This is a genomic window from Mesorhizobium sp. DxT, assembly GCF_058448885.1.
In genome coordinates, this window is the sequence record NZ_JBZFLJ010000010.1 from 17,773 (window position 1) to 44,298 (window position 26,526).

A 26,526-nucleotide genomic window follows, 5' to 3' on the forward strand; every position below is an offset into this window, starting at 1 on the left:
TGCTCGAAAATGACGGCAAAGAAAAAGCCCGGCAAAAACCGGGCTTTTTTTTGGAGGTCTTTTTGCTCGTGATCTAGTTGAGCGCGTAGCGCACGCCGAGCTTGAAGTCGTGCGAGGTGATATCGCGGAAGTGCATTGGGTTGTCGATGAGGTTCTGCCCATCATAGGTCACGATGTCGCCCGTCTGCCCGTCACCCAGATTGACGAAGCTGTAGCCAAGATCGATGGTCATGCGGTCCGTAGCCTTGAAGCCGACGCCTGCGTGCAGAGCCCAGGCGAGGTTCCACTTCGAAGCCGCATCGGCGTAAGCGAGCGTCGGCGCACCGGACGGGTCGATGCCCGCATCGCGGAAGGAATGGATGGTGACGCGGCTGGCACCGATACCGGCACCGACATAGGGCACGAACCCGCCGAAATCGCCAAGATCGGCATAGGCGTTGGCCATGAGCAGCCATTCGGACTTCTTGCCGGTGTAGTTGTTGAAGCGGTTGTTGCCGTCATCGTCGACCCAGGTGTCGAGACCATGGAAGCCAACTTCGCCGCGATACTCGACGATGCCGTCAAGGCGCAGATAGTCATTGATCTGGTAACCCGCGCCGACGCCGAAGGTCGGGCCGGACTCAAAATTCTTGTCGACGACCGCGAAGTTGTTGTCCGGTCCCATATCGTCGAACAGCACGTTGTAGAGGCTTTTGACGCGCTGGTTGGACATGCCGAGATGGCCGCGCAGATACCAGCCACCATAGACCGGAACGGGCTCCGGCTCGTAGGTGATGACCGGTGGCTCGTAGAGATCAGCAGCAGCGGCAGGCAGTGCCGTGGTGACCAGCAATGCGGCTCCTGCCGCGGCAGGCATAAGGTATTTCAGCATGAGGTCCGCCCTCCAGGATTCGGCAACGACAGACGCGTAAGGCGTCGGCTAAGTCGAGACGGATAATGCAGGGTAAAGGTTAAGTGCTGATTAACCCTGAGGATTAACTACGTTCCGGCTAATTTCCAGCAGCAGATGCAAAAAGGCCCGCTCGCGCGGGCCTCGAAAACTTCACGTATTGCCGATGAATCAGGCGGCGCTTTTGACATCGGCAATGACGCCGATGATATCGTCGACCACCTGTTCTACAAGCACCTTGTCGTCGGCTTCCGCCATCACGCGGATCAGCGGCTCCGTACCCGAGGGCCGGATGACCAGCCTGCCCTTTTCGCCCAGACGGGCTCGGGCGTCGTCGATGGCGGCCTTGACCGACTTGTCCTCCAGCGGAGCGCTGCCGCTCCTGAAACGCACGTTCTTGAGTACCTGCGGCACAGGCTCGAACTTGCGGCACACCTCGCTTACCGGTTTGTCGGCGCGCTTGATGCAGGCCAGCACCTGCAACGCTGATACGAGCCCGTCGCCGGTTGTCGAGAAGTCGGACAGCACGACATGGCCGGACTGCTCGCCACCGACATTGAAGCCGTGCGCGCGCATATGCTCGACTACATACCGATCGCCGACCTTCGTGCGGTGAAGAGAAAGGCCGAGATCGTCCATGTAACGCTCGAGGCCGAGATTGGACATCACGGTCGTCACAAGGCCACCGCCGGCCAGACGTCCGTTACGGTGCCAGCTTTCGGCAATCATGGCCATGAGTTGGTCACCATCGACGATGGCGCCGGTCTCATCGACGATCACGACACGGTCGGCATCGCCGTCAAGCGCGATGCCGATATCGGCGCGCACCTCGTGAACTTTCTTCGACAGGCCCAGCGGGTGGGTCGAGCCACAATCCTCGTTGATGTTAAGGCCGTTCGGCTCGTCGTTGATCGCGATGACCTCCGCGCCGAGTTCCCAGAGGGCGGCCGGTGCGACCTTGTAGCCGGCGCCGTTGGCGCAATCGACGACGATGCGCAGGCCCGACAACGACATCGACCGCGGCAGCGTCCGCTTGGCGAACTCGATGTAGCGATCATGCACGCCATCGACGCGCTTGGCGCGGCCCAGCGCATCCGCATCGGCCAGCGCAATGTCGACGTCACGATCCAGAAGCTGCTCTATGCGCGCCTCGATCTCGTCGGAAAGCTTGTAACCGTCGGGTCCGAACAGCTTGATGCCGTTGTCGTAATACGGGTTGTGCGAGGCGGAGATCATGACGCCTATGTCGGCACGCAGCGAGCGCACAAGCATGGCTACGCCTGGCGTCGGGATCGGGCCGAGCAGGAACACATCCATGCCCGCCGCGCAGAACCCGGCAACCATTGCGTTTTCGATCATATACCCTGAAAGTCGCGTGTCCTTGCCCAGCACGACCCGGTGGCGGTGGCTTCCACGCTGGAAAGACATACCGACGGCCATGCCCACACGCATTGCCACCTCGGCGGTCATCGGAAGCCTGTTTGCACGCCCCCGGATACCGTCGGTTCCGAAATACTGCCTGGTCATTCTTGCTCTAGAGTCCCCAGTCTTACTTACGCCCGAATAAGGTCTGCCACGAGAATTCACCGCGTAGGTATCACAATATATTAGTAACGGTTACGAAATGCTGTGCGCGTGGTAAACCCGTGCAAATGCAGTATCCACACGCCAACCACCAGTCGGCATTCCCCATTTGGCTGGCTGGAAAGCGACGTCATGCTCCCCAAATGTGGCAGAGCGTAGGCTATAGCAACGACCGTATCACCAGCCGCGGGGCCTTCGTGGCGCTAGCGCAGGCTTGAAACCCACTTCCGCAGAAGCGCGGCGGCGGCGGTATCCTCGCGCACACGGCCCAGTTCCGGCATCATGATGCCTGGTTCGGTGCTCTCAACGCGAAAGTTCAGGATAGAGCCATCCGGGTCTCCCGGCGCTATGTCGAAAAGCCTGCCGCCGGAGCCCCGCCCGGCTGCAACGGGGCGCTTGTGGACGCCGAGTGCCGGACCGATCGCCTCACCCCAGGTTAGATAGAGCCCCGAATTGCTGGCGGGGCCGTCGCGGCGGTGGCAATGCGCGCAATTCACATCGAGCCATGCTCTGGCGCGTGCATTGAGGTCTGCGCTCTCGTCACGCCAATCCGGCACGGCGTCAATCGCGGTCATAAGAGCCGGCAACCCCTCCAGCAGGCCCGCCTCTTTCCAGTGTTCGAGCTGGTTCGCCGGGCCGTCGTCATACTGGAACTCGAAGTTCAGATTGCGCGCCTTCGGCCCCAGCGGCACGATTTCTCCGGCAAGCTGATGACAGCCCTTGCACTGGTTCTTGTTAGGCACGGAATACATGAATGAGACGGGCTCCCCGCTTTCATCGATCGTTGCGACGTCGACCTTCGCGCCGGCAATCTTGAGCTCCGCGTCGCTCTGCTCCTCGTTCCAGAGATAGGCCCAACTCTGCCAGCCGTCCTCGTGTCGCAACATCACCCGCGTCTCGATAAGCCGAACTTTTTCATCGGGACTGCGGAAGTTGGCCGGAAAGGCAAAGCTCTTGATCAACGCCGATCCGACCGGAAACTCGAACGCCTCATCGGCAACATAGCGCGCAGCCTTGCCTTCCGGCACGTAGACGAAACGAAACTTCAGCGCGCCATCCGAAAACAGCGCGGTATGCGGCTCGAACGGCACGACACCTTCTGTCGGCACCTGCGCGTGCGCATCCGAGAAAAACCCGAATTCCGACAAAAGCCTCGGCGGTTTGTCGGCCATGATCGCCGTGTCGGAAGGGGCAGCAGCGGCGGCACAGCAATAGAGTAACAATGCGACCGCAGCGCCACCCAGCCGTTCGACGGCAAGGCTCAATTGCCGCATTTCGCTTACACGCCCCTGTCCTGCGGGAGCGTCACCGGCCCCGGCTCCGGCAGCGAGCCCTTGTAGCCGGCAATGTCCTTGTCCGGCCACCAGCCCCATGGCAGCAGCATCTGCGAGATCATCTTCAGATTGGCGAAGGTCGTCCCATCCGCCTCATCGATATATATTCGATCTTCCGCCGACACCCAGGAGAAATATTCCGGAAGCCGCGTCACCCCGTCCCAGACGATGTCCGGCACCGGCGTTCCGGAGACGTCGGAAATGATCTTGCCGACTTCGCCATCCGGCTCGCCGCCGCCCTCGCCATAGGTATTGCCGTGCACGTAGACGCCGCGCGGCACGAACATGTAGGCGTCGTCTTCATAGTCGTTCGGGTAGGCCGCGATCAGCACATGAGTCGTGCCGTTGCGGTCGAACCGATTGCCGAAGACGTGCACGTTGCGGTTGGCCATCACCATCACGCCCATGCCCTTGGGCACGATCCCGACGATGTTGCCTTCGGGCGCGAAATTGGGCGTATCGTTGTCCATGACGTCATTATCGAAGACGCGAATGTCGTGCCCGCCCTGCACTGGAAGGTTCGGCAGGTCGAAAATGAGGATGCCGCCTGTATTGTGGCGCGCGGTGTTTCCGTAGACGTCGGCCCTGTAGGAGTTCTCGATCTCGATGCCCGCGACATTGTACTCGGCAATTGAGTCGCGAACGATGATGTCTTCGCTCTGTCCGACATAGATGCCGGCATCGGATGCGCCGCGAACCGTCACGCCCTCGATCAGCACGTTGCTAGAGGAAACGGGATAGACCCCATAGGCACCGTTTTCCGGCTTTGGTCCGCCGGTCCACTCGACGCGCAGGTTGCGAAATGTGATCTGATCCGAGCCCTTCGACTTGACGCCGTCGCCCTTGGTGTCCTCGACAGCGAAGTCCTCCAGCACAACCCGGTCAGATGTTACCAGCAGCCCCTCGCCAGCGCCGGCCTGCCCCTTGAATGAGAGCACGGTTCGGCCGGCGCCTTCGCCGCGAACCGTTACCTCGTCGACGTCGAGCGATAACCCATCGACCAGATCATAGCGCCCAGCCGCGATGGTCACGGTATCGCCCGGTTCTGCCAGAATAAGCGCTTCAATCAGCTGTTCATTTGCGTCTGGCCCAGGCATCACGCGGTGATCCGCAGCGTATGAAGCGAACGTAAGACAGGACAGTATCGCAGTTGCCGCAAGAGATTCTTTGACAAATCGCATGGCGCATCCTCCCCTTTACCATCACGATGATCGTACTATTGCATTAAGTCAATAAAGATGAAACGAATTCATATATGAAGGAAGACACTGCTCCAAAGGGTGCGCGGCCGCGGCAGCAGCGGGCTATCGAGACCCGTGCAAGCCTGCTTTCGGCCGTCGAAACGATCGTCGCCCAAGAAGGCACTCAGGCTGTCACGACGACGCGGGTGGCCAGCGACACCGGCGTGGCCGTTGGCACGATCTACCGTTACTTCGCCGACCGCGACGCGATGCTGCTGGCAGCTTACGACACAACGGTCGCCAGGCTGATCGATACGTGCCACGCAGCGCTCGAAAACCTGGAGGACGGGACGCCGGTCGAAGATGCGGCGCGGCATCTGCTTGGCGTTTACCTGGAAGCTGCGGAGGCTACACCCGCTCATGCCGGGCTGCTTGCAACGATGCGCCTGCTGCGGCCCATCGAGGTCGATCGCAGTTCCACCGGCGACCGTGTCATCACCGATCTCGTTGCTCCGTTCTTCGAGCGTTTCTCGCGCGACACGGAAGTGAACCCCCTCCAATTGCAGCTTCTGGGTGCTGCTCTTGGCACGATGGTGGACCTTTACCTCGTGGCGCCAACCCAGTCGGATCGGGCACTGGTGCGTGCCGAGACGGAGGCGTATCTGCTTTTCATGGTCGAGCGGATCGTCGAGGAGCGGTAGTTCGAACCGCCCTGTTCAATCGGGGCGGGTTGTTCTATGCCGCATTCCAACCATGATCGCCCGCCATTGAGGCGCAATCGCAGGTATCCGATGAATCCGAAAGAAGCACCCTCGCGTTGCCGTATAGTGCTCATTGCGCCGCCCGAGCTTGAGGCAGGCCGGCTTATTGCTGCGCTTGACGGGGGCGATGTCGCATCCCTCATCCTGCCGGGCTGGGAAATGGACGACGATGCGTTCCAGCTTTACGCGGAACGCGTCGTGCTAGCCGCCCAGGAGCACGGCGTTGCCGTGGTCATCGGCGAGAGCAGCCGTGTCGCCATGCGCACCGGCGCGGATGGCCTGCACGTCGAGACCGATCGGCGCGAACTAGAGGAAATCATTGCCAAGCATCAGGCCAAGCTGATGATCGGGACCGGCGGTGCCACAAATCGCGACGATGCGCTGGAACTTGGCGAGGCGCGGCCCGACTATCTCTTCTTCGGCCGGTTCGGCTACGACAACAAACCGGAGCCCCATCCGCGCAATCTGAAGCTCGGCCAATGGTGGGCGGAGATGGTGCAGGTCCCCTGCATCGTCGCCGGCGGCTTGGAGTTGGATAGTGCATTGACGGTCGCAGCCACCGGCGTCGAATTCGTGGCCCTGTCCGAGGCGATCTTTTCCGGCGACCGCGATCCCGCCGAGAGCGTTGCCACGGTCAACGCCGCGTTGGACGCGCAGGCTCCACGGCTGGAGGGCTGAGTTGTGCGCAGGCCGGCCTTCATTCTGATTGCGGGCCTGTCGATGGTCATGCCCGCTCTGGCCGAAACCACCGGCCCGGATGGCGGCAGGGTAACGACTCCGGCCCCGGAGGCGGTCGATCCCGACCGCTTTTCCGAGCGGCCGGCGGACGTCGCTTACGGCGCCTTCCAGCGGGGGCTCTACAAGACAGCGCTCAATCTGGCGACGCCGCTGGCACTCGAGGGCAATCCGGCAGCGCAGACCCTCGTTGCCGAGATTTATTCGCGCGGGCTGGGCGTCCGGCAGGATGTCGTGACCGCGATGGAATGGTACGAGAAGGCTGCCGAGCAGAAGGTGCCAGAGGCGGTTTTCCAGCTCGCCATGATCCTGCTCGACGGCGGGGCGGAAATCGGCGATCCGGATCGCGCTTACACGCTTCTGAAGGAGGCTGCCGACGCGGACAACAGGCTGGCTCAGTTCAATTTCGCGCAGATGACGAACAGCCGCGATCAGTCGCCGGAAGGCATGAAGACGGCCGCCGCCTATTACGAGAAAGCCGCCGAGGCCGGCCTTGCCGATGCCCAGTACGCCATGGCGCAGATTTACGAGCAGGGCTTCGGCGGCAAGCCGGTCGACATGAACGAGGCGCGGCGATGGCTGGAACTGGCGGCAGCGCAGAATTTCGATACCGCGCAGATCCAGCTCGGCACCTGGCTGGTGGAAGGGATTGGAGGCGAGCGCGACCGGGAAGCCGGTTTCGCCTGGCTCCTGCGTGCGGCGCGGGCCGGCAACCCCGCAGCCCAGAACCGTATCGCCAAGCTCTATCGCGCCGGCATCGGCGTCGAACCTGATCGGGTGACGGCCGCCGCATGGTATCTGCGCGCGCGGCGGGCGGGCCTAGTCGACATGGTCATGGAAGACCAGTTGAACGGTCTCACGGAAGATGAGATGCAGCTCGCAAGCAGGCGCGCCGCCGTACTCTGACGGAAGGCTCTCGCGAAAGCGGGCGCCGGCTCTCTTGCCTCTCCGGCCGTTTTGTGGTCTTGGAGCCCCGATAAGCGCGCCCCTTGCGGCGCGGCACGCACAAATTCCGGAACCACACAATGGCTAAGATCAACGGCAACGAAATCCGTCCCGGCAACGTCATCGAGCACGATGGCGGCCTGTGGGTGGCGGTCAAGACCAACGCGGTGAAGCCCGGCAAGGGCGGCGCCTACAACCAGGTCGAACTCAAGAACCTCATCAACGGCACCAAGCTGAACGAGCGCTTCCGCGCTGCGGAAACCGTCGAGAAGGTCCGCCTCGAGCAGAAGGACTTCACCTTCCTCTACGAACAGGGCGACGCGCTGGTGTTCATGGACGACGAAAGCTACGAGCAGCTCGAACTCGACAAGGAATTCGTCGGCGAGCGCGCGGCGTTCCTGCAGGACGGCATGAAGGTGACCGTCGAGCTTCACGAGGAGCGCCCGATCGGCATCTCGCTGCCCGACCAGGTGACGCTGACCATCACCGAGGCCGACCCTGTGGTGAAGGGCCAGACGGCCGCGTCCTCCTACAAGCCGGCAGTGCTGGAAAACGGCATTCGCGTCATGGTCCCGCCCTTCATCTCGTCCGGCGAGAAGATCATCATCGACACCAACGAGATTACCTACATCAGCCGCGCCTGAGCGGCTGACACCTGACCTTCGGAGACTGTAAATGGCGCGTTCGGCGATCATCAACGTCATGGTGCAGGCTGCCATGAAGGCCGGCCGCTCGCTCGCGCGCGACTTCGGCGAGGTGCAGAACCTGCAGGTCTCGCTCAAGGGGCCTGGCGACTATGTCAGCCAGGCCGACCGCAAGGCCGAGGAGATCATCCACGCCGAGCTTTCCAAGGCCCGGCCCGGCTATGCTTTCCTGATGGAGGAACGCGGCGCGGTCGAGGGCGACGACGACCAGCATCGCTGGATCGTGGACCCGCTCGACGGCACGACGAATTTCCTGCACGGCATCCCGATCTTCTCGATATCGATCGCACTGGAGCGCCAGGGCCAGATCGTCGCAGGTGTCATCTACAATCCGGCCATGGACGAGCTCTACACCGCCGAGCGCGGCGGCGGCGCGTTCATGAACGATCGCAGGCTGCGCGTCGCAGCACGCTCGAAGCTGTCCGACTCAGTGGTCGGCACCGGCATCCCCCATCTCGGTCGAGGTCACCACGGGCGCGCGCTCGTCGAGTTGAAGAACGTGATGGGCGAGACGGCCGGCATCCGCCGTCTCGGCTCGGCAGCGCTCGACCTCGCCTATGTCGCAGCCGGCCGCATGGACGGCTTCTGGGAGAACTGGCTGGCGCCCTGGGACCTCGCCGCCGGCATTCTGATGGTGCGCGAGGCGGGCGGTTTTTGCTCCGACCGTGACGGCGGACAGGCGATGTTCGACAGCGGCACCATCGTCGCCGGCAACGAGGCGATCCACAAGGCGCTGCTGAAGACGATCCAGCAAAAGAGCTGATCGACCAGAAGCGAGGGATGGCTGAATGGCGGCGAATGACACAACGCGCTCGCCGCACGCCACTCTCGACTGGCGCCTGCTCGACGGCCTCGGCTGGAACGAAATCGCCGAAGCTTTCCGGCCCTGCTACGACGGCTACCTGATCCCCATACGCATGACCGCACCGCAGATGGCAGCGCGTTTCGCGGCCGAAGATCTCGACATGCAGGCAAGCGGCATCGCGCTCGTCGATGGCAAGGTCGCGGCTATCGGCATGGTCGCCCGGCGCGGTTGTCTGTCGCGTCTGGCCGCCTTCGGCGTCGGCACCAGCTTTCGCGGCAAAGGCGTCGCGTCGCAGGTTCTTGGCCGTTTGGTGCAAGAAAGCGGGTCGCGTGGCGACAGTCGCATAGAGCTTGAGGTTTTCGAGCACAACCACCCGGCGGTTAAGCTCTATGAACGTTTTGGTTTCGCTCGCATCGACAGGCTCATCGGCTTCGAGAAGCCGGTGCCGAACGCACAGCTAGACGCGGCTACGCCGGAACTTTCCTCGCCCGACATCCTTGTAGAACTGATGCACGAGGAAAAGACCGACGCGACCTGCCCTGGCAACTGCAACCGGCTACCTTGGCCCGCCTTGAGGCGCCATGGCAGGTGATCTGCAACGGAGACGCCCTCGCGCTCGTCGACTTTTCCCGAGAGACCGCCATCGAGGTCAGGATGATCCATGTCCAGCCTGGATCGAGACGGCAAGGACACGCTCGCGCGCTTCTCTCGATTATCGAAGGGCTGGCCGGCGAAAGGCCGATCCGCGTCCCGCAGCTCATTCCCGCGAGATATCAAGCCTTTGCAGAAGCGCTCGGTTTCACGCCGCTCGAGCACTACCAATTCAGAATGGCGCGATGATGCGCGACGCACCCAACACGTCACCTTTCAATTTAGTCATAATTCCGTTTAGAGTCGCCATCACCTTGATGCCGAAATCAATTCAGAGGCGCGCCAATGGCATTTCTCAGAACCCTGGGAGCTGACGACGGTCTCAGCGAGGGCGCGGAATACGATCCGCGCAACCTGTCGAGCCCCCAGGTCTTCCTGCTGTCGATGCTCATATTCCTGGCCATCGTGGGCTTCGTCGCGGCCATTCTCTACCGCCAGATTTCGACCGCCTTCCAGACCAATCCTGGCCTCAACGGTCTGATCCTCGGCGTGCTGGTGGTCGGCATCCTGCTTGTCTTCGGGCAGGTATTCCGCCTCGTGCGCGAGGTTCGCTGGGTCAATTCCTTCAGGGCCGGCACCCAGGCGCGCGATCCTGTATTGCTGGCCCCCATGAAGGCACTACTGGGACGCTCGTCCACCATGACGTTGTCGACCAGTTCCATGAGGTCGATCCTCGATTCAATCGCCACGCGCCTCGACGAGAGCCGCGACATCTCGCGATACCTGACCGGCCTGCTGATTTTCCTCGGACTGCTTGGCACGTTCTGGGGCCTGCTTCAGACCATCGGCGCGATCGGAACCACCATTCAGACGCTCGATCCCGGCTCGGGCGACGTCAACGACGTGCTGGATACGCTTAAGGCGGGCCTTTCGGCGCCGCTTTCCGGCATGGGCACTGCGTTCTCGTCCTCGCTGTTCGGCCTTGCCGGCTCGCTGGTGCTGGGCTTTCTCGACCTTCAGGCAGGCCGCGCCCAGACACGTTTCTACACGGAACTGGAAAACTGGCTGTCTTCGGTTACGGATGTTGGCTCGGACTTTGCCGTCGGCACGGATGCCGCAAACACGTCGGAAGAACTCAAGGCGTTGTCGGAGCGTCTGCGCACCATGCAGGAAGGCGACGGCACCTCCAATCCCCGCATCGCAGCCTCCATGGCCAGCCTTGCCGATGGTATCAGCGGTCTGGTCAAGAACATGCGTTCAGAGCAGCAATTGATGCGCGACTGGGTGGAGGCTCAAGCCAACGAGCAGAAGGCAATGCGTGTGACGCTCGACAAGCTCACCGACGCGATCCGCAAGCAGGAGAAGGGCTGAGATGGCGCTGGCGCGCAGGCGCAACAATCGCAGCGTCGATTACTGGCCGGGCTTCGTCGATGCCCTGTCGTCGCTGCTGCTTGCCATCATGTTCCTGCTGTCGGTCTTCGTACTGGCGCAGTTTCTGCTCAGCCAGGAGATCACCGGCCGCGATGCGGTGCTCACCCGGCTGAACTCCCAAATCAATGAATTGACCCAGCTTCTCGCCCTCGAACAGTCGAATTCGCAGGATCTCGAGGACATGCTATCCAACATGCGCGCCTCGCTGTCACAAGCGGAAAGCGAGCGGTCGCGCCTCGAACAATTGCTGGCAGCCGGGGCCGGTGCGGGAGCCGAGGCCGAGCAGCGTGCCTCGCAGCTTTCGGGCGAGCTTGACGAGGAACGACAGCTGAGCCAGCGCGCGCTCAGCCAGGTCGAACTGCTGAACCAGCAGATAGCCGCATTGCGCAGCCAGATCGGCGCGCTTGAGGCCGCACTCGAGGTATCGGAGGCGCGTGATCGCGAATCCAACACCAAGATCGCCGACCTTGGCCGCAGGCTCAACGTGGCGTTGGCCCAGCGCGTTCAGGAACTGAACCGCTATCGGTCCGACTTCTTCGGCCGTCTGCGTGAAATCCTGTCCGACCGCGAGGGCATCCGCGTCGTCGGCGACCGCTTCGTCTTCCAGTCCGAGGTGTTGTTCCCCTCCGGTTCGGAAGTGATCAACGACGCCGGCCGCGAGGAGATGGCGAAGCTGGCGGAAGCAATCCTCGAACTGCAGCGCGAGATCCCGCCGGAAATCAACTGGGTACTGCGCGTCGACGGCCACACCGACAACATCCCGCTATCGGGTACGGGCCGCTATCGCGACAACTGGGAACTCTCAAGCGCCCGCGCGACATCCGTCGTGAAGTTCCTGATCGAGAACGGTGTACCGCCCGAAAGGCTGGTCGCAGCCGGCTTCGGCGAATTCCAGCCGCTCGACCCCGCCGACACGCAGGAAGCGCGCGACCGCAATCGCCGTATCGAGCTGAAGCTGACCGAGCGCTAGATGCCGATCCACAACGCAGCCAGTGCGAGTGCGGCCGGCACTGCCTGCACGTAGAGTATCCTCATGCTGGCGGTCGCGGCGCCGTAGAGCCCCGCGACCAGCACGCACAGCAGGAAGAATACCTTCACCCCGAACCCCGCCTCGCCGAGCCAGAGCCCCCAGGCCAGCCCGGCTACCAGAAAGCCGTTGTAGAGCCCCTGGTTGGCGGCAAGCACCTTAGTCGATGCGGAAAACTCCGGCGTTGTGCCGAAGGCGGCGCGCCCGCGCGGCGTGTCCCACAACACCATTTCCAGCACGACGATATAGACGTGGATCAGGGCGACCAGCCCGATAAGGATGGTGGCGATCATGGCGGTTCCCTCGCTGCCTCGACACCGCAGTTTCAGCACCGATCCTGCCTCGCGCGCAAGCGGTTTGCTGCATTGACGCCGAGGCTCAGGCAAACCGCTTGGCTCCCGCCACGCAGAGAACCACGAGAGCCGTGACCGCGACCATGCTCCAGGCGACCGGCTCGCCGAGCAGCAGACCCGCCAGCGCGAGCCCGAAAAACGGTTGCAGCAACTGAAGTTGACCGACGCCGGAAATGCCGCCCAGCGCCAGCCCGCGATACCAGAACACGAAGCCGACCAGCATGCTGAACACCGACACGTAGGCGAGCCCGATCCATGCCGGCATCTGCACATCGGCAAGCGTATCCGGCAACGTTGCCAGCGCAAGGACGGCCATCACCGGCAACGACAGCAGGAGGGCCCAGGAGATGACCTGCCAGCCGCCCAGGCGGCGAGACAAGGTGGCACCGTCGGCGTAGCCCAGCCCGCAAAGCAGGATGGCCCCGATCATCAGCAAGTCGCCCGTCAGCGAGCCGTTTCCGCTCTCGCTCAAGGCGAAGCCCGCCACTAGAGCACTGCCGGCAATCGAAAACAGCCAGAAAGCAGGCTTCGGCCGTTCACCACCCCGCAGCACGCCGAATATTGCCGTGCATAGCGGCAGCAAGCCGATAAAGACGATCGAGCGCGCCGCGCTGATGTGTTGCAGAGCAAGAGCCGTCAGCAGAGGGAAGCCGACCACGACGCCGAGCGCAACGACGGCAAGTGACCCCAGATCGCTTCGTGCCGGGCGCTTCTGCTGCAACGCGACGAGTAGCGCCATTCCGAGCAAGGCAGCGATCACCGCGCGCACCGACGTCAGGAACAGTGGCGAGAAACCGCCGATCGCAACCCGCGTCGCCGGCAGCGATCCGCTGAAGATGATCACGCCCAGAAGCCCGCTTCCCCATCCTGCCGTTTCTGCTCTCATGATGCCTCCTGCAAAGGTGGCTTCGTAGCTAGCAAGGGCTGGCATGGACAGCGACAGTACGATACAATTTTGCAAAACTGTATGGTATCGATCGGCAGTACAATTGAGGTATCGCATCTTGCAGGATCGTCAGACGCGTACAGAGGAAGTGATGGAGGCAGTCCGCGCCAGGGTCGCGCGCCGGGCGCTCGGCACCGGCGATCGCCTGCCCTCCATACGCGCCTTTGCAGCCACGATGGCGGTGTCGCCGTCTACGGTTGTCGAAGCCTATGACCGCCTCGCCGCCGAGGGGCTTATCCGCGCCCGGCAGGGTTCCGGCTTCTATGTTGCCAGCGCGCCACCGCCGCTGACACTGACTGAAATCGGCCCGAAGCTCGACCGTGCGCTGGATCCGTTCTGGGTTTCCCGCCAATCGCTGGATGCCGCCGCCGCGGTCGCGAAGCCCGGCTGCGGCTGGCTGCCCGCCGACTGGATGCCCAACGACGCTATCCGGCGCGCCTTGCGCAAGGTAGCGAGAACCGACGCTGCAATTCTCTCGGACTATGGCGCAACGCGCGGCCCCTTGGCCTTACGACACCTGCTGGCCAGGCAATTCGCCACGGAAGGTGTTGACGCAGGACCAGACGGTATCCTGCTGACGGGGTCGGGAACGCAGGCGATCGACCTGATCTGCCGCTTTCTCGTCAGGCCGGGCGAAACCGTGCTTGTCGATGATCCCTGCTATTTCAATTTCCAGGCCCTTCTGCGCGCCCATCAGGCGACGATTGTCGGCGTTCCCTACACGCCGAACGGCCCGGACATCGAGCGGTTCGCGGACGTGATCGCGCAACATCGGCCGCGGCTCTACATCACCAATTCCGCGCTGCACAATCCCACAGGGGCGACGCTGTCGCCGCAGTCCGCCCATCGCATCCTCAACATCGCGACCGAATACGGCATGACGATCGTCGAAGACGACATCTTCGCGGATTTCGAACCGGAGCCTTCGGCCCGTCTCGCTGCACTCGACGGCCTGTCCTCTGTGATCCGCATCGGCAGTTTCTCCAAGACTCTCTCCGCATCCATCCGCTGCGGCTACATCGCCGCCCGCACCGACTGGATCGAGGCTTTGATCGATCTGCAGGTCGCCACGAGTTTCGGGGGCGTTAGTCCTGTCGCCGCCGAGCTGGTTTTCGCATCGTTGAGCGACGGCAGCTATCGCAAGCATCTGGAGGGTGTGCGGCGCAGGCTGAACCACGCCCGGCGCGACGTGGCAGACAAGCTGGAAAGGTTGGGTATTTCTCCCTGGATTATGCCGCGTGGGGGCTTCTACCTGTGGTGCAGCCTGCCTGACGGTTGTGATTCAGCCGAGATTGCACGCGCCGCGCTGAATGACGACGTGGTGCTGGCGCCAGGCAATGTCTTCAGTGTCTCGCAAAACGCCTCCCGCTACATGCGCTTCAACGTGGCTCAAATGGGCGAGCCGCGAATCTTCGAAGTGCTGGAGAGGGCATTGGTCACCACCCCTGACTAGGCAACAGCCCTTTGCTGGCTCTTGCAAGCGGCAGCACCTTCGTGTCCCTTCACCACCATCGCAATTTGGGAAATCCGCATGTCTTTCCAGAAACTCGACGAACTGGGCCATCGGCTCGAAGCCCTCGGCCACGCCCTTGCCATCCTCGGCGCCGACGAGGCCACCCAGATGGCGGTCGGCGGTGGCGAGGCGCGCGCCGAGGCGATGGCCACGCTGGCCGGCATGCATCACCGCATGGCGACGGCGCCGGAAATTGCCGACTGGATCGAAGCAGCCCAAGACGAGGCGCTCAACGATGATCAGACTGCCGCACTGCGCGAGTTCAGGCGCCAGCATCTGAACCTGACCTGCCTGCCGCCGGAATTTGTCGAGAGGCAGATGCGCACCCGCATGCGCTGCGAGCAGCTCTGGCGCGACCTGCGTGCCCGCAACGACTGGGCCGGCTTCCAGCCGGCGCTCGAAGGCGTGGTCGATCTCGTGCGCGAGGAAGCGCAAATGCGCGCCGAAGCGCTGAAGCTCGGCCCCTACGACGCACTGATGGAACAATTCGACCCGGGCAACCGCGTCGCCGACGTCGGGCCGGTTCTGGAAGAACTGAAGACGTTCCTGGTAGATTTCGTCCCGCGCGCCCTTGACGTACAGGAGAAGCGGTTGGCCAAGCGCCCGCTGAAAGCGCTCTCCGGCACATATCCCGTCGACAGGCAGCGCGAGCTGGGGCTGGCGCTGATGGCTGCTGTCGGCTTCGATGTCACGCACGGCAGCCTCTCGGTCTCGCACCACCCGTTCTGCGGCGGCGTGCCTACGGACGTGCGCATCACCACGCGCTACCGCACAACCGAATTCCTGTCGGCGCTGATGGGCGTGCTGCACGAGACGGGCCATGCGCTCTACGAACAGGGCCTGCCGCGCGAGTGGGCGCATTGGCCGCTTGGCAAGGCGCGCGGCATGGCGATCCACGAAAGCCAGAGCCTGTTCGTGGAAAAACAGATCGGCCGCAATCCCGCCTTCTGGACCTGGGCGTTGCCGATGGTTGAGCGCCATCTCGGCGAGGATTGGTCGCTGGACGACATCCTGCCGCACGTGCACCGGGTCGAGCGCGGTCTGATCCGTGTGGATGCGGACGAGGTCACTTACCCGCTCCACGTCATCCTGCGTTTCGAACTGGAACAGGATTTGGTTGCCGGCCGCCTCGAGGTTGCCGATCTACCGGAAGCATGGGATGCGCGCATGCAGGCCTATCTCGGCCTTTCCACCATCGACAATCCCGCCGACGGCCCCATGCAGGATGTCCACTGGCCGTCCGGCGCATTCGGCTACTTTCCCTCCTATACGCTGGGCGCAATGATCGCCGCGCAGCAATGGGCGGCGATCGAGCGCGAGCATCCCGACGTCTCGGCGGACTTTGCCGAAGGGCGCTTCGATCGCGTCAACGATTGGCGACGCGAGCGTATCTGGTCGCAGGGTTCGCGCTGGTCGACGCCGGAACTGATCGAACGTGCCACTGGAGAACCGTTGAACGCTGACCATTTCCGCCGGCATCTGGAAGCCCGGTACGGCGGTTGAACAGAAAAATTCACGTTCAAAAAAATTCAACCACGCCGCGAAGTTATTGAATTTCCGAGGTTTCGTGAGCCGTCTCATCAATTCTGACCGCCTAGGCTTACGTTAGGTAAGTTTGAACCGTCCAGACGGTACACCTATTCTTCGTCGTGGCCGGAACCTGCCGGCGGCGTTTTGGGAAGGACGCTGTGACAAGGCAGGCTCAGACGGCCAAGATCTGACCACTGGCTCCCAACAGTCGGTCAAGGAATGGACGAAAGAAAATGCGTAACCTTACTCTCAAGACCACCCTTTCCGCGCTTCTGGTTTCCGTGCCCCTGGCAGGTGCCTTTGCTGAGGACGACGCAACGCGTGGCCTCCCGAACGTGGATGCAATGTACACCTCTTCGATCTCGTCTGCGCAGTCTTCCTACGCAAGGCAGCTCGACGCAGCCCTGGTCGCGGCTCAGACCAACCTGCAGGCCGGTGACCGCTCCAACGCTGTCGACGCCGGCAGCGCGGCCCAGGTCCGTGCGCAGATCGACGCCGTAAGACAGGCCGCTGCCCAGGAGAAGGCCACCAATGGTGGCGACCTGAGCGCCGCTTCCTATCAGGCGCTGTCCGGCCAGGTCCGCGGCATCCAGCAGACCATTCACGGCCTCCAGAACGGTAGCTGATCCCGTCTGACCTCCGTTGAATTGCTCAGAAGGTCGCCGTTTTCGGCGGCCTTCTTAGTTTGTGCATCCCCTTTTTGTCGCCCGTTGACCATCCGCTCCAAACAACGGCAATCTTGCCGCCGGAAAACAAACCCTAGGGAGGGGATCATGGCCGACGAGGCGGACGCCATCGTAATCGGCGGCGGACTTGCCGGCCTTGTCGCAGCCGCAGAGCTTGCCGATGCCGGTCGCTCTGTTGTCATCCTTGAACAGGAAGGTAGCAACGCGCTCGGCGGCCAGGCTTTCTGGTCGCTGGGCGGCCTGTTCTTTGTCGACAGTCCAGAGCAGCGCCGCATGCGCATACGCGACAGCCGCGAACTTGCCTTGCAGGACTGGATGGGTTCCGCCCAGTTCGATCGCGAGGAGGATTACTGGCCACGCTGCGCGGCCGAAGCCTATGTCGATTTTGCCGCCGGCGAGATGCGCTCCTGGCTTCACGCGATGGGTATGCGCTGGTTTCCCGTCGTCGGCTGGGCCGAACGCGGCGGCGCGCTGGCCGATGGTCACGGCAATTCCGTCCCGCGTTTCCATATCACATGGGGCACCGGCCCCGGCGTGCTGGCGCCCTTCATCCGCCGCGTCGGCGAACATGAGCAGGCAGGCCGCATAAAGATCAGGTACCGCCACCAGGCGAGCCGACTCGTTACCACCAACGGTGCGGTCACAGGCGTCGCCGGAGAAGTGCTCGAACCATCGACCACCGAACGCGGCCAGCGCTCCGGGCGAGGCGTGATCGGCGCCTTCGAACTCTCCGCTCCAAAGATCATCGTCACCTCGGGCGGCATCGGCGGCAATTTCGACCTGGTGCGCGCCAACTGGCCTGTCGAGCGCCTCGGACCCGCACCACAAACCATGGTTGCCGGCGTGCCGCACCATGTAGACGGCCGGATGGTTGCCATTGCTCAGGACGCCGGGGCGGCGCTCATCAATGCCGACCGCATGTGGCATTACACAGAGGGCGTGCAGAACTGGGCGCCGATTTGGCCCAACCACGGCATCCGTATCCTGCCGGGGCCATCGTCCATGTGGTTCGACGCACTGGGTAAGCGCCTCGCCGCGCCCTGCATGCCGGGGTTCGACACGCTGTCGACGCTGAAACGCATTCTTTCCACCGGCTATGACTATTCCTGGTTCGTGCTCACCCAGAGCATCATCAAGAAGGAGTTTGCCCTGTCGGGTTCCGAGCAGAACCCCGACCTGACCTCAGGCAAGTGGCTGAACGTGCTCAAGACCCGCCGGGGCGCGGGCGCGCCGCCGCCAGTCGAGGCCTTCAAGAAGCACGGCGCCGACTTCATCGTCCGCGATACACTGCCCGAGCTCGTCTCGGCGATGAACACGATGACCGGCGAGGACCTGCTCGATCATCAGCGGATCGCGGCGCAGATTCAGGCCCGCGACCGCGAGATCGAGAACCCGTTCTCCAAGGATGCGCAGGTAACAGCCATTCGCGGAGCACGCGCCTATCTCGGTGACAAGCTCATCCGCACGGCCAAGCCGCACCGCATCCTCGACTCTGCCCACGGTCCATTGATCGCGGTACGCCTGCACGTCCTGACCCGCAAGACACTGGGCGGGCTCCACACCAATCTCGACGGACAGGTTCTTGACGCCACCGGCGCCACGTTGCCCGGCCTTTATGCGGCCGGAGAGGTGGCGGGCTTCGGCGGCGGCGGTTATCACGGTTACAACGCGCTGGAAGGCACCTTCCTCGGCGGCTGCATCTTCTCCGGCCGCAATGCCGGTCGCCACGCAGCCGCCAGCGCCTGAACGGACACGAAAAAGACGGAGACATCATGACCCTCACCAACCAGGACATCGCCGATCTGGTCGAGTTTCGCCGTGAATTGCACCGGTTCCCGGAAATCTCCGGCGAGGAGGCCGAGACGGCGCGTCGGGTTGTGACGTTTCTGGACGATACGCGGCCCGATACGGTGCTCACCGGGCTCGGCGGTCACGGCGTCGCTGCCGTCTATGACAGCGGGCTACCTGGTCCGACCGTGTTGTTCCGCTCCGAGCTCGACGCACTGCCCATCGAAGAGCTTTCCGACGCGCCGCACCGGTCGACGATTGCAGGCAAATCGCACATGTGCGGCCATGACGGCCACACCACCATCCTCGCCGCTCTCGGCCGCCAGTTCGGGCGGCAGCGCCCGGCACGCGGCCGCGCGGTGCTGATGTTCCAGCCGGCAGAGGAGACCGGCGCCGGTGCCGCCGGCGTGGTTGCCGATCCCCGCTACGAGGCGATCCGACCGGACTTCGCCTTCTCGCTTCACAATGTGCCCGGCACGCCGTTCGGCCACGTTCGCCTCAAGCCCGGCGTGGTCAACTGCGCCTCGCGTGGCATGCGTATCGTACTGGAAGGCAAGACAGCCCATTCCTCGATGCCCGAGACCGGCACCTCGCCGATGCTCGCCGTCAGCCGGCTGATGCCAGCGCTGGCCAAACTCGGCGGCGGCAGCTTCGAGAACGACGATTTCGGCATGGTCACTGTCACGCATGCGGAAATGGGCGAAGCCGTTTTCGGCATCGCGCCCGGCCGTGCCGAGGTGTGGTGCACCCTGCGCACGCGGCTCGACGAGCGCATGGCCGATCTCTGCGCGGCCGCGGAAGGTCTGGCGGGCGAAATCGCCGCGCAGGACGGATTGCGCTTTGCCTTCGACTATCATGAGATTTTCGTTGCCAGCCTGAACGCACCCGAGGCGGTCGATCACCTGCGCGCAGCACTCGACGCGGAAGGTATCACCCACGACGAGGAACAGCTTCCGATGCGCGCCTCGGAGGATTTCGGCCTGTTCGGGCACACGTCTAAGTCGGCGATGCTCTTCCTCGGTGCGGGCACCGACCTTCCCGAGTTGCACAACCCGGACTACGACTTCCCCGATGACCTGATCGCCATCGGTTCGCGGATCTTCATGCGGACGGCGCGGTCATTGCTTGGCTGAAGTACATTGATGTGAATCCTACGCGACGTCTTCAGCCCTCGGCCTCACGCGTTCGCTCTATGTGAACCAGCTTCGCCAAATCCTTTTCGCGGCCGAAAAGCTTCAGGATTTCCGCTTGCTCTTCAAGCACAGGCACATGAAGCAGACCGCCACCCGACCGAACCGCCATTCTGGTCTTCGGGATCAACCGCTTCCATTCACCCGCATGAAGCACGTCCAGATCGCCCATCGTTTCGATGGGTGTGCATCCGGGCAGTTGCACTCTCATATAGGGATATGAGCGGAAGCGCGCGCTGGGGGCAGGCTGGCCGGCCTCGACGCCCCAGCGGCGCAGGAAGTGCTCGATCGTCGTACGCGAGCCCAACACATCGACATCTTCGGGCTCGATGCCGTCAACGCCGCAAAGAACCATGGCGGCACTTCCGATGATCCACCAGTCGTCCGCGTCTCCCGGCGCTGCGCCTGCGATCGCAGCGAAAGCGCCGTCGAGCGGACCGAAGCTCACTCGGCCGCCTTGCCGAAGGCCTCGGCACCGTGGTCGAACTGCAGCCGCGCCAGCCGCGCATAGGTGCCGCCGCGCGCCACCAGGCTCTGGTGCGTGCCCTCCTCGACGATCCGCCCCTGATCCATCACCAGGATGCGATCGGCCTTGAGCACGGTCGCCAACCGGTGCGCGACAACGATGGTGGTCCGCCCCTCCATCAGGCGCTCGAGCGCGGTCTGCACCAGTGTCTCGCTTTCGGCGTCGAGCGCCGAAGTTGCCTCGTCAAGCAGCAGGATCGGCGCGTCGCGCAGGATCGCGCGGGCGATTGCCACTCGTTGCCGCTGGCCGCCGGAAAGGGTCACGCCGCGTTCACCCAGTGCAGTCTCGTAGCCGTCGTCCAGCTTCGAGATGAAGGTATCGGCATGGGCGTCGCGGGCCGCCGCCTCGATCGCCTCGCGGCTCGCCCCTGGCCGCCCGAAGGCGATGTTGTCGGCAGCGCTCGCGGCAAAGATCGTCACGTCCTGCGGCACGATGGCGATACGGCTGCGTACAGCCTCCGGGTCTGCATCGCTGATATCGACGCCGTCGATAAGCACCGCCCCGGATTGCGGATCGTAGAAACGCATAAGCAGCGAGAACACGGTGCTTTTGCCCGCACCCGACGCGCCGACGATCGCCACCGTCTCTCCCGGTGCGATGCTGAAGGAAAGCCCATGCAGCGCCGATTGACCCGGCCGCACCGGATAGGCGAAGCAGACGTTGCGGAACTCGATCGCGCCGCGCGCGGGTTCCGGCATCGACAGAGGCGACAAAGGCGCGGTAACCGTAGGTTCTTCTGCCAGCAGTTCGGTCAACCGTTCGGCCGCACCCGCCGCCTGGCTCAGCTCGCCCCACACTTCCGACAATGCGCCCAGAGCGCCGGCCGCCAGCACGGCGTAGAACAGGAACTGGCCCAGCGTACCCGGCGAGAGCGTACCGGAAAGCACGTCGTAGGAGCCGATCCACAGCACCGCGACCACAGAGGTGAAAATGGTGAAGATGGCAAAGAAGGTGAGGAAGGAGCGCGCGAACACCGAAGCCCGCGCCGCGGAAAACGCAGTCTCGACTGCCGCTGAGAACCGCTCCGTCACTAGCCTTTCGTTGGTGAAGGCCTGCAACGTGCGCACCGCGCCGATCTGCTCGCTCGCATAGGCCGTGGCATCAGCCAGAGTATCCTGCGCGAAGCGAGACCTGCGTCGCACGGACCGCCCGAATGCGACGAGCGGCAGAACCACGATAGGAATCGCCGCGATGACGAGGCCGGAGAGCTTAGGGCTCGTCACCACCATCATCGCGAGCGCGCCGAGCCCCATGATGAGATTGCGCAGCGCGACAGACGCGGTCGCTCCCACGGCGGACTTGATCTGGGTGGTGTCGGCCGTCAGCCGCGAGACGATCTCGCCCGACTGCACCGTGTCGAAGAAACCGGGTGATAGGCGCGTCACATGCGCGAAGACGTCGCGGCGGATGTCGGAGACTACCCGCTCACCCAAGGTGATGACGAAGTAGTATCGGGCGGCCGAGGCCAGCGCCAGCACACCGGCAAGCACCGCCAGCATGGAGAAGTAATTGGCGATCAGGGCGGAATCGGAATCGCTGAAACCGAAGTCGATCATGCGCCTTACGGCGATCGGCAAGGTCAATGTCGTCAGCGCGGCGGCAAACAGCGATATGACCGCACCGACGACCAGTCGGCGATAGGGCAGGATGTAGGGAAACAGCCGGCGCAGCGGCTGCAGCGAACGGTCGCGCCCTCCCCGTTCTGGTATCAGATCCGCCATCAGCCCTTTCCTGTCGCCGCCCTCGGGCGAATTTGCCGGCCAGTCGGCCTTGTGGTTTTCCGCCGGCTCATGTATAGGCCAGCCCGACCGTTTTTGGAGCCGCGGCCTTTCCATAGCTGCGGCTTCAGGTTTTGATAGTGGGCGCATCGCCGCAGCGTAGCGCCGCGCGACAGCCCCGAAAGCCAGGACGACACCGATGAAAGCCGATATCCATCCCGACTACCACACCATCAAGGTCGTCATGACCGATGGCACCGAATACACGACCCGCTCGACCTGGGGCAAGGAAGGGGACACGATGAACCTCGACATCGACCCGACCACGCACCCGGCCTGGACCGGTGGCCAGCAGACGCTGCTCGACCGCGGCGGCCGCCTGTCCAAGTTCAAGAAGCGCTACGAAGGCCTCGGCATCTGAGCCTTGCGTCAGATCAAGCAGAAGTGAAAAACCCGCCGAAAGGCGGGTTTTTTGTTCGCATTGGAAACGACAGCGGCGGCAACAATTATACCAGCCGAAACGGGAGATGAAGCATGAACACCTCCAGAATGGGTTTCGGCATCGCTGTTGGCGTGGCCGTCGGCGCGGCGATTGGAGCGGCAATGGATAACGTCGCCGTTGGTCTGGCTATCGGCATGGCGATCGGTGTCGCACTTGGGGCGGTGTTGTCGCGCCGGTAGGACTATTCGGACCATCAAACCGCACGCGACGATGAAACCGCGTGCGCGCTCAATCCTTCCGGTCGGAATGGCCGAGATCGCGCTCCGGCCATACACGATCGCGCACGAGCTGCTTCAACACCTTGGCTTCCGGAAAGCCCCCGTCGCGCTTGCGCTCCCATATCAGCTCGCCGTCGAGCGCGATCTCGTACGCACCGCCGGTGCCGGGCACAAGCGCCACCTCGGCAATATCCGCTCCGAAGGTCGACAACAGCTCCTGCGCCATCCAGGCTGCACGCAGCAGCCACTGGCACTGCGTACAGTAGGTGATCGTGATGCGCGGGCGCGGTGCCCCGCCCGAGCCGACCGTCATGCCGCGCTCAGTTTGGCGAGAGTCTCGTCATCGACCTCGAAATTGGCGTAGACGTTCTGCACGTCGTCGTCGTCTTCCAGCGTTGCGATCAGCTTGAGGATCGATTGGGCGCGGTCCTCGTCGACCGGAGTGGAGGTCTGCGGCTTCCAGATCGTCTTGACCGATTCCGCTTCGCCCAGCGAAGCCTCCAGCGCCGAAGTCACGTCGCCGATGTCCTCGAAGGCGCAGATGATGACGTGGCCGTTCTCGTCGGACTGCACGTCGTCCGCACCGGCCTCGATCGCCGCTTCCATCACCGTGTCCGCGTCGCCGGCAGCCGCGCCATAGACGATCTCACCGACCCGATCGAACATGAAGGAGACAGAGCCCGTCTCGCCCATCGCCCCGCCAGCCTTGGTGAAGGCGGCACGCACGTTGGATGCGGAACGATTGCGGTTGTCGGTCAAAGCCTCGACGATCACGGCAACGCCGCCGGGACCGTAGCCCTCGTAGCGCACTTCGTCATAACTCTCCGCATCACCGCCCGACGCCTTGTTGATGGCGCGCTGGATGTTGTCCTTGGGCATCGACTGAGCCTTGGCGTTCTGCACGGCAAGGCGCAGTCGCGGGTTCATGTCGGGGTCGGGTGCCCCCATCTTGGCTGCGACGGTGATTTCGCGCGCGAGCTTGGAAAACATCTTCGAGCGGACCGCATCCTGCCGGCCCTTGCGATGCATGATGTTCTTGAACTGTGAATGACCTGCCATAACACCCCTATGCGGACTTCTTCGCAATGTCGTTGAATGGCGCGCCTTATAGTGAAAAGCCCGCCGAACGTCCAGAAAAAGCCGGGTGCCGGATAGGCGCAGCAACCGTATGTCGACGCAGATTCCCCTTGCCGCGCGCAGTTTCGAGCCCGAAACTGCTTGTCGGGGCACGTGGAGGCTTGTGATGACGACCGAGCAAGGGGACAGCTACTTCAATCCGGTGAACAACACGCGGCTCGTGTTCACAGAGCTGCCAAAGGACAATGGCGGCGTCAGGCTGATCATGGACTGGTTTGCAGGCCCGGGAGAAACGCTGCCGAACACGCGCCATTATCACGCCGGTCCGGCGGACTTCGCTTCGGAACGCTTCGACCTCATTGCCGGCAGTGCCGTATACTCGATCGGCGATACCGAACACCGCGCCGACGCTCCCCACAATTTCGATGTCCCATGCAACACGGTTCACGTTCATCCGCGCAATGTGGGGAGCGGCGAAATGCATGTGCGCCAGACGGTGACGACACCCCAGCCTGACCTTCACAATCTGCAGCGCGCACAGCATTTTTTCGAAACGCTGGTGGCGCTCGGGCAGCAGGGCAAAACCGATCGAGAATGCAACTTCACCGACCGTCTGCAATCGGCGCTAACGGTGAGGGAGACGCTGCTGGACCCCACCTGGCTTGCGGGGCAGTCGCAAGCCCTGCAGCGCGCGACGATTGGCCTTGGCGCAACCCTTGCACTCACGCTCGGCTACAAGGCCCGCCATCTGCCAGTCAAGGAGCAGGCCACCGCGCAGACCCCGTAGCGGGCTCGCACAAACGTGAAGCCGGGTATCGGCAGTTTGGCTTAACCTGCCGGGCGACGCTCGAAGCCCGGAGAACCGCCATGCGCCTGGTCCGCCGCCTCGCCCTTGCCGCCACCATCCTTGCCGCCCTTCCTGCGGGCGCCATGGCCCAGGATCAGGCGGAGCCACCGCCGAGCAGATGCGTCGCGATCGCAGAAACGCTCCCCCATGTCACCTACGCAAATTTTACACCTGCGCAGACCTTCGTCGATGGAGACGTGACGATCACTTATGCTGGCCACTCGACCTACGTGATCGAGACGCCGGGCGGCGTGCGCATCGCCACCGATTTCTCCGGTTACTACGGCGCCGAGCCTCTGCCGCGCATCGTCACGATGAACAAGGCGCACCGCACCCATTTCACGGAAAGTCCGGATCCGGGCATCGAATACGTCCTGCGCGGCTGGAACCCGGAAGGCGGCCCCGCCCGCCATGCCGTCGTCGTGGACGACATCTACATCCGCAACGTGCCAACCGACATACGCTCATGGGGCGGCATGGAAGAAGGTGGCAACTCGATCTTCATATTCGAGGTAGCCGGGCTCTGCATCGGCCATCTCGGCCACCTGCACCACCGGCTGGAGGACGCACATTACGGCGCCATCGGGCGTCTCGATATTCTGATGGTACCGATCGACGGCGGCATGACGCTCTCGGTCGGAGCGATGAGCGAGATCGCCACCCGGCTTTTCTCCTCGCTCATCCTGCCGATGCACCGCCATGCGACGCCGATGGCCGAGTTCACCGGCCGCATGGGCGAAACCTTCGACGTGCGCTACGCCGAGGAGTCCTCTTTCAGCGTCTCGCTGCGCAGCCTGCCCTCGCGCCCCACCATTCTGGTGCTCAAGGGCGTATGACGCGGCATCAATGCGCCGCGTCGGTTCCGGCGGCCTTGTCCAGCGTGCGCTTACGCCGCGCCAGCATGTTGAGACCTTCGACCAGCGCCGAGAAGCCCATGGCGGCGTAGATGTAGCCCTTGGGCACATGGAAGCCCATGCCGTCGGCGATCAGCGTCATGCCGATCATCAGCAGGAAGGCCAGCGCCAGCATCACAATCGTCGGGTTCTTCTCGATGAAACGGGATAGCGGATTGACGGCCACCAGCATCACGGTCACCGCAAAGATGACGGCGATGTACATGATAGCGATCTCGTCGGTCATGCCGACCGCGGTGATGATCGAGTCGATCGAGAAGACGAGATCCAGAAGCAGGATCTGGAAGATCGCGCCCGCGAGCGAGATCTGGATCGTCTGGCCGATCATGTTCTCCTTGCCGTCGTCGTGATCGACGGAGTGGTGGATTTCCTTGGTGGCCTTCCACACGAGGAACAGACCGCCTGCGATCAGGATCAGGTCGCGCCATGAGAACGGATGGTCGAACAGCACGAACAGCGGATTGGTGAGCTGGACGATCCACGCGACGGTGGCGAGCAGTAGAAGACGCATGATGAGCGCGCCGCCGATGCCGATCCGCCGTGCCCTCGCCCGGTGTTCCTCGGGCAGCTTGTTGGTCAGGATCGAGATGAAGATCAGATTGTCGATGCCGAGAACGACCTCAAGCACGACCAGCGTGACCAGCGCAACCCAGGCTGTCGGATCGGAAAGCCAGTCGAAATGTCCGGCGAAGAACTCGATCATTGGTGCCCCCGGCTGTGGATTGATGGGA

At 63.2% G+C, this 26,526-nt stretch carries 28 protein-coding genes; 17 read left to right on the forward strand and 11 right to left on the reverse strand.

Annotated elements, in window-relative coordinates:
* Positions 1–73: 73 nt before the first annotated feature.
* The 4 genes from ACVJNE_RS18065 to ACVJNE_RS18080 form a co-directional block, all read right to left on the reverse strand.
* Positions 74–871 (reverse strand): outer membrane protein, encoded by a 798-nt coding sequence (locus ACVJNE_RS18065; RefSeq protein ID WP_368803428.1) that lies wholly within the window; start codon positions 869–871, stop codon positions 74–76.
* A 189-nt stretch (positions 872–1,060) separates the two neighbouring features.
* Positions 1,061–2,416, reverse strand: a complete 1,356-nt coding sequence (gene glmM / locus ACVJNE_RS18070) for a phosphoglucosamine mutase (RefSeq protein WP_499567830.1) — start codon at positions 2,414–2,416, stop codon at positions 1,061–1,063.
* A gap of 260 nt (positions 2,417–2,676) precedes the next feature.
* Positions 2,677–3,738: an SO2930 family diheme c-type cytochrome gene (locus ACVJNE_RS18075; RefSeq protein WP_499567832.1), complete on the reverse strand. Its 1,062-nt coding sequence runs from the start codon at positions 3,736–3,738 to the stop codon at positions 2,677–2,679.
* A gap of 14 nt (positions 3,739–3,752) precedes the next feature.
* Complete coding sequence (locus tag ACVJNE_RS18080) at positions 3,753–4,904, reverse strand: parallel beta-helix domain-containing protein (protein WP_499567834.1); 1,152 nt, start codon at positions 4,902–4,904, stop codon at positions 3,753–3,755.
* Between the two features lie 158 nt (positions 4,905–5,062).
* On the opposite strand from ACVJNE_RS18080, the gene ACVJNE_RS18085 reads away from it, so the two are divergent.
* From ACVJNE_RS18085 to ACVJNE_RS18120, 8 genes are all read left to right on the forward strand, one after another.
* Complete coding sequence (locus ACVJNE_RS18085; RefSeq protein ID WP_499567836.1) at positions 5,063–5,689, forward strand: TetR/AcrR family transcriptional regulator; 627 nt, start codon at positions 5,063–5,065, stop codon at positions 5,687–5,689.
* A gap of 90 nt (positions 5,690–5,779) precedes the next feature.
* Positions 5,780–6,427, forward strand: coding sequence for a thiamine phosphate synthase (locus ACVJNE_RS18090; protein WP_499567838.1), 648 nt, complete (start codon positions 5,780–5,782; stop codon positions 6,425–6,427).
* Between the two features lie 3 nt (positions 6,428–6,430).
* Positions 6,431–7,390 carry a tetratricopeptide repeat protein gene (locus ACVJNE_RS18095; RefSeq protein ID WP_499567840.1) on the forward strand — a complete coding sequence of 320 codons (960 nt, stop codon included), beginning with the start codon at positions 6,431–6,433 and terminating at the stop codon, positions 7,388–7,390.
* A gap of 119 nt (positions 7,391–7,509) precedes the next feature.
* Positions 7,510–8,073 (forward strand): elongation factor P, encoded by a 564-nt coding sequence (efp, locus tag ACVJNE_RS18100; RefSeq protein WP_173194606.1) that lies wholly within the window; start codon positions 7,510–7,512, stop codon positions 8,071–8,073.
* Positions 8,074–8,104: 31 nt separating this feature from the next.
* Positions 8,105–8,896 (forward strand): inositol monophosphatase family protein, encoded by a 792-nt coding sequence (locus ACVJNE_RS18105; RefSeq protein ID WP_499567843.1) that lies wholly within the window; start codon positions 8,105–8,107, stop codon positions 8,894–8,896.
* Between the two features lie 25 nt (positions 8,897–8,921).
* Positions 8,922–9,530: a GNAT family N-acetyltransferase gene (locus ACVJNE_RS18110; protein WP_499567845.1), complete on the forward strand. Its 609-nt coding sequence runs from the start codon at positions 8,922–8,924 to the stop codon at positions 9,528–9,530.
* A gap of 344 nt (positions 9,531–9,874) precedes the next feature.
* Positions 9,875–10,900, forward strand: coding sequence for a MotA/TolQ/ExbB proton channel family protein (locus ACVJNE_RS18115; protein WP_173194609.1), 1,026 nt, complete (start codon positions 9,875–9,877; stop codon positions 10,898–10,900).
* A gap of 1 nt (position 10,901) precedes the next feature.
* Positions 10,902–11,930, forward strand: a complete 1,029-nt coding sequence (locus ACVJNE_RS18120; RefSeq protein ID WP_444726133.1) for a peptidoglycan -binding protein — start codon at positions 10,902–10,904, stop codon at positions 11,928–11,930.
* Here ACVJNE_RS18120 and ACVJNE_RS18125 read toward each other — a convergent pair.
* Positions 11,927–12,280: a DUF1304 domain-containing protein gene (locus ACVJNE_RS18125; RefSeq protein WP_499567848.1), complete on the reverse strand. Its 354-nt coding sequence runs from the start codon at positions 12,278–12,280 to the stop codon at positions 11,927–11,929. The two genes, ACVJNE_RS18120 and ACVJNE_RS18125, sit on opposite strands and share 4 nt — an antisense overlap.
* A gap of 85 nt (positions 12,281–12,365) precedes the next feature.
* Entirely contained in the window at positions 12,366–13,226 is an 861-nt protein-coding gene (locus tag ACVJNE_RS18130; RefSeq protein WP_499567850.1) for a DMT family transporter, read from the reverse strand.
* Between the two features lie 115 nt (positions 13,227–13,341).
* On the opposite strand from ACVJNE_RS18130, the gene ACVJNE_RS18135 reads away from it, so the two are divergent.
* From ACVJNE_RS18135 to ACVJNE_RS18155, 5 genes are all read left to right on the forward strand, one after another.
* Entirely contained in the window at positions 13,342–14,739 is a 1,398-nt protein-coding gene (locus ACVJNE_RS18135; RefSeq protein ID WP_499568134.1) for an aminotransferase-like domain-containing protein, read from the forward strand.
* A 78-nt stretch (positions 14,740–14,817) separates the two neighbouring features.
* Positions 14,818–16,302 (forward strand): carboxypeptidase M32, encoded by a 1,485-nt coding sequence (locus tag ACVJNE_RS18140; protein WP_499567852.1) that lies wholly within the window; start codon positions 14,818–14,820, stop codon positions 16,300–16,302.
* A gap of 260 nt (positions 16,303–16,562) precedes the next feature.
* A complete protein-coding gene (locus tag ACVJNE_RS18145; RefSeq protein ID WP_499567854.1) occupies positions 16,563–16,955 on the forward strand; it encodes a hypothetical protein in 393 nt (130 codons plus the stop codon).
* Positions 16,956–17,102: 147 nt separating this feature from the next.
* Complete coding sequence (locus ACVJNE_RS18150) at positions 17,103–18,761, forward strand: FAD-binding dehydrogenase (protein ID WP_499567856.1); 1,659 nt, start codon at positions 17,103–17,105, stop codon at positions 18,759–18,761.
* 26 nt (positions 18,762–18,787) lie between these two features.
* Positions 18,788–19,936: an amidohydrolase gene (locus tag ACVJNE_RS18155; RefSeq protein WP_499567858.1), complete on the forward strand. Its 1,149-nt coding sequence runs from the start codon at positions 18,788–18,790 to the stop codon at positions 19,934–19,936.
* Positions 19,937–19,967: 31 nt separating this feature from the next.
* On the opposite strand, the gene ACVJNE_RS18160 is transcribed toward ACVJNE_RS18155, so the two are convergent.
* Both ACVJNE_RS18160 and ACVJNE_RS18165 read right to left on the reverse strand, forming a co-directional pair.
* Complete coding sequence (locus tag ACVJNE_RS18160) at positions 19,968–20,441, reverse strand: hypothetical protein (protein ID WP_499567860.1); 474 nt, start codon at positions 20,439–20,441, stop codon at positions 19,968–19,970.
* A complete protein-coding gene (locus ACVJNE_RS18165) occupies positions 20,438–22,240 on the reverse strand; it encodes an ABC transporter transmembrane domain-containing protein (RefSeq protein WP_499567862.1) in 1,803 nt (600 codons plus the stop codon). The genes ACVJNE_RS18160 and ACVJNE_RS18165 overlap by 4 nt, the downstream gene beginning before the upstream one ends.
* Before the next feature lie 196 nt (positions 22,241–22,436).
* Here ACVJNE_RS18165 and rpmE point away from each other — a divergent pair, with 196 nt between their 5' ends.
* Both rpmE and ACVJNE_RS18175 read left to right on the forward strand, forming a co-directional pair.
* Positions 22,437–22,658, forward strand: coding sequence for a 50S ribosomal protein L31 (gene rpmE, locus ACVJNE_RS18170; RefSeq protein ID WP_173194616.1), 222 nt, complete (start codon positions 22,437–22,439; stop codon positions 22,656–22,658).
* A 128-nt stretch (positions 22,659–22,786) separates the two neighbouring features.
* Positions 22,787–22,918 (forward strand): glycine zipper domain-containing protein, encoded by a 132-nt coding sequence (locus tag ACVJNE_RS18175; protein ID WP_499568136.1) that lies wholly within the window; start codon positions 22,787–22,789, stop codon positions 22,916–22,918.
* Positions 22,919–22,967: 49 nt separating this feature from the next.
* Here the strand turns inward: ACVJNE_RS18175 and ACVJNE_RS18180 are convergent, their stop codons facing one another.
* Positions 22,968–23,270 (reverse strand): Rdx family protein, encoded by a 303-nt coding sequence (locus ACVJNE_RS18180; RefSeq protein WP_173194617.1) that lies wholly within the window; start codon positions 23,268–23,270, stop codon positions 22,968–22,970.
* Complete coding sequence (locus ACVJNE_RS18185; RefSeq protein ID WP_499567864.1) at positions 23,267–24,016, reverse strand: YebC/PmpR family DNA-binding transcriptional regulator; 750 nt, start codon at positions 24,014–24,016, stop codon at positions 23,267–23,269. The genes ACVJNE_RS18180 and ACVJNE_RS18185 overlap by 4 nt, the downstream gene beginning before the upstream one ends.
* A gap of 109 nt (positions 24,017–24,125) precedes the next feature.
* Between ACVJNE_RS18185 and ACVJNE_RS18190 the strand changes: the two genes are divergently transcribed.
* Positions 24,126–24,821 (forward strand): hypothetical protein, encoded by a 696-nt coding sequence (locus ACVJNE_RS18190; RefSeq protein ID WP_499567866.1) that lies wholly within the window; start codon positions 24,126–24,128, stop codon positions 24,819–24,821.
* 80 nt (positions 24,822–24,901) lie between these two features.
* On the forward strand, positions 24,902–25,717 hold the full coding sequence (locus ACVJNE_RS18195) for an MBL fold metallo-hydrolase (RefSeq protein ID WP_499567868.1): 816 nt from the start codon (positions 24,902–24,904) through the stop codon (positions 25,715–25,717).
* Positions 25,718–25,724: 7 nt separating this feature from the next.
* Here ACVJNE_RS18195 and ACVJNE_RS18200 read toward each other — a convergent pair whose 3' ends face one another.
* Positions 25,725–26,498: a TerC family protein gene (locus ACVJNE_RS18200; RefSeq protein WP_499567870.1), complete on the reverse strand. Its 774-nt coding sequence runs from the start codon at positions 26,496–26,498 to the stop codon at positions 25,725–25,727.
* Positions 26,499–26,526: the final 28 nt, after the last annotated feature.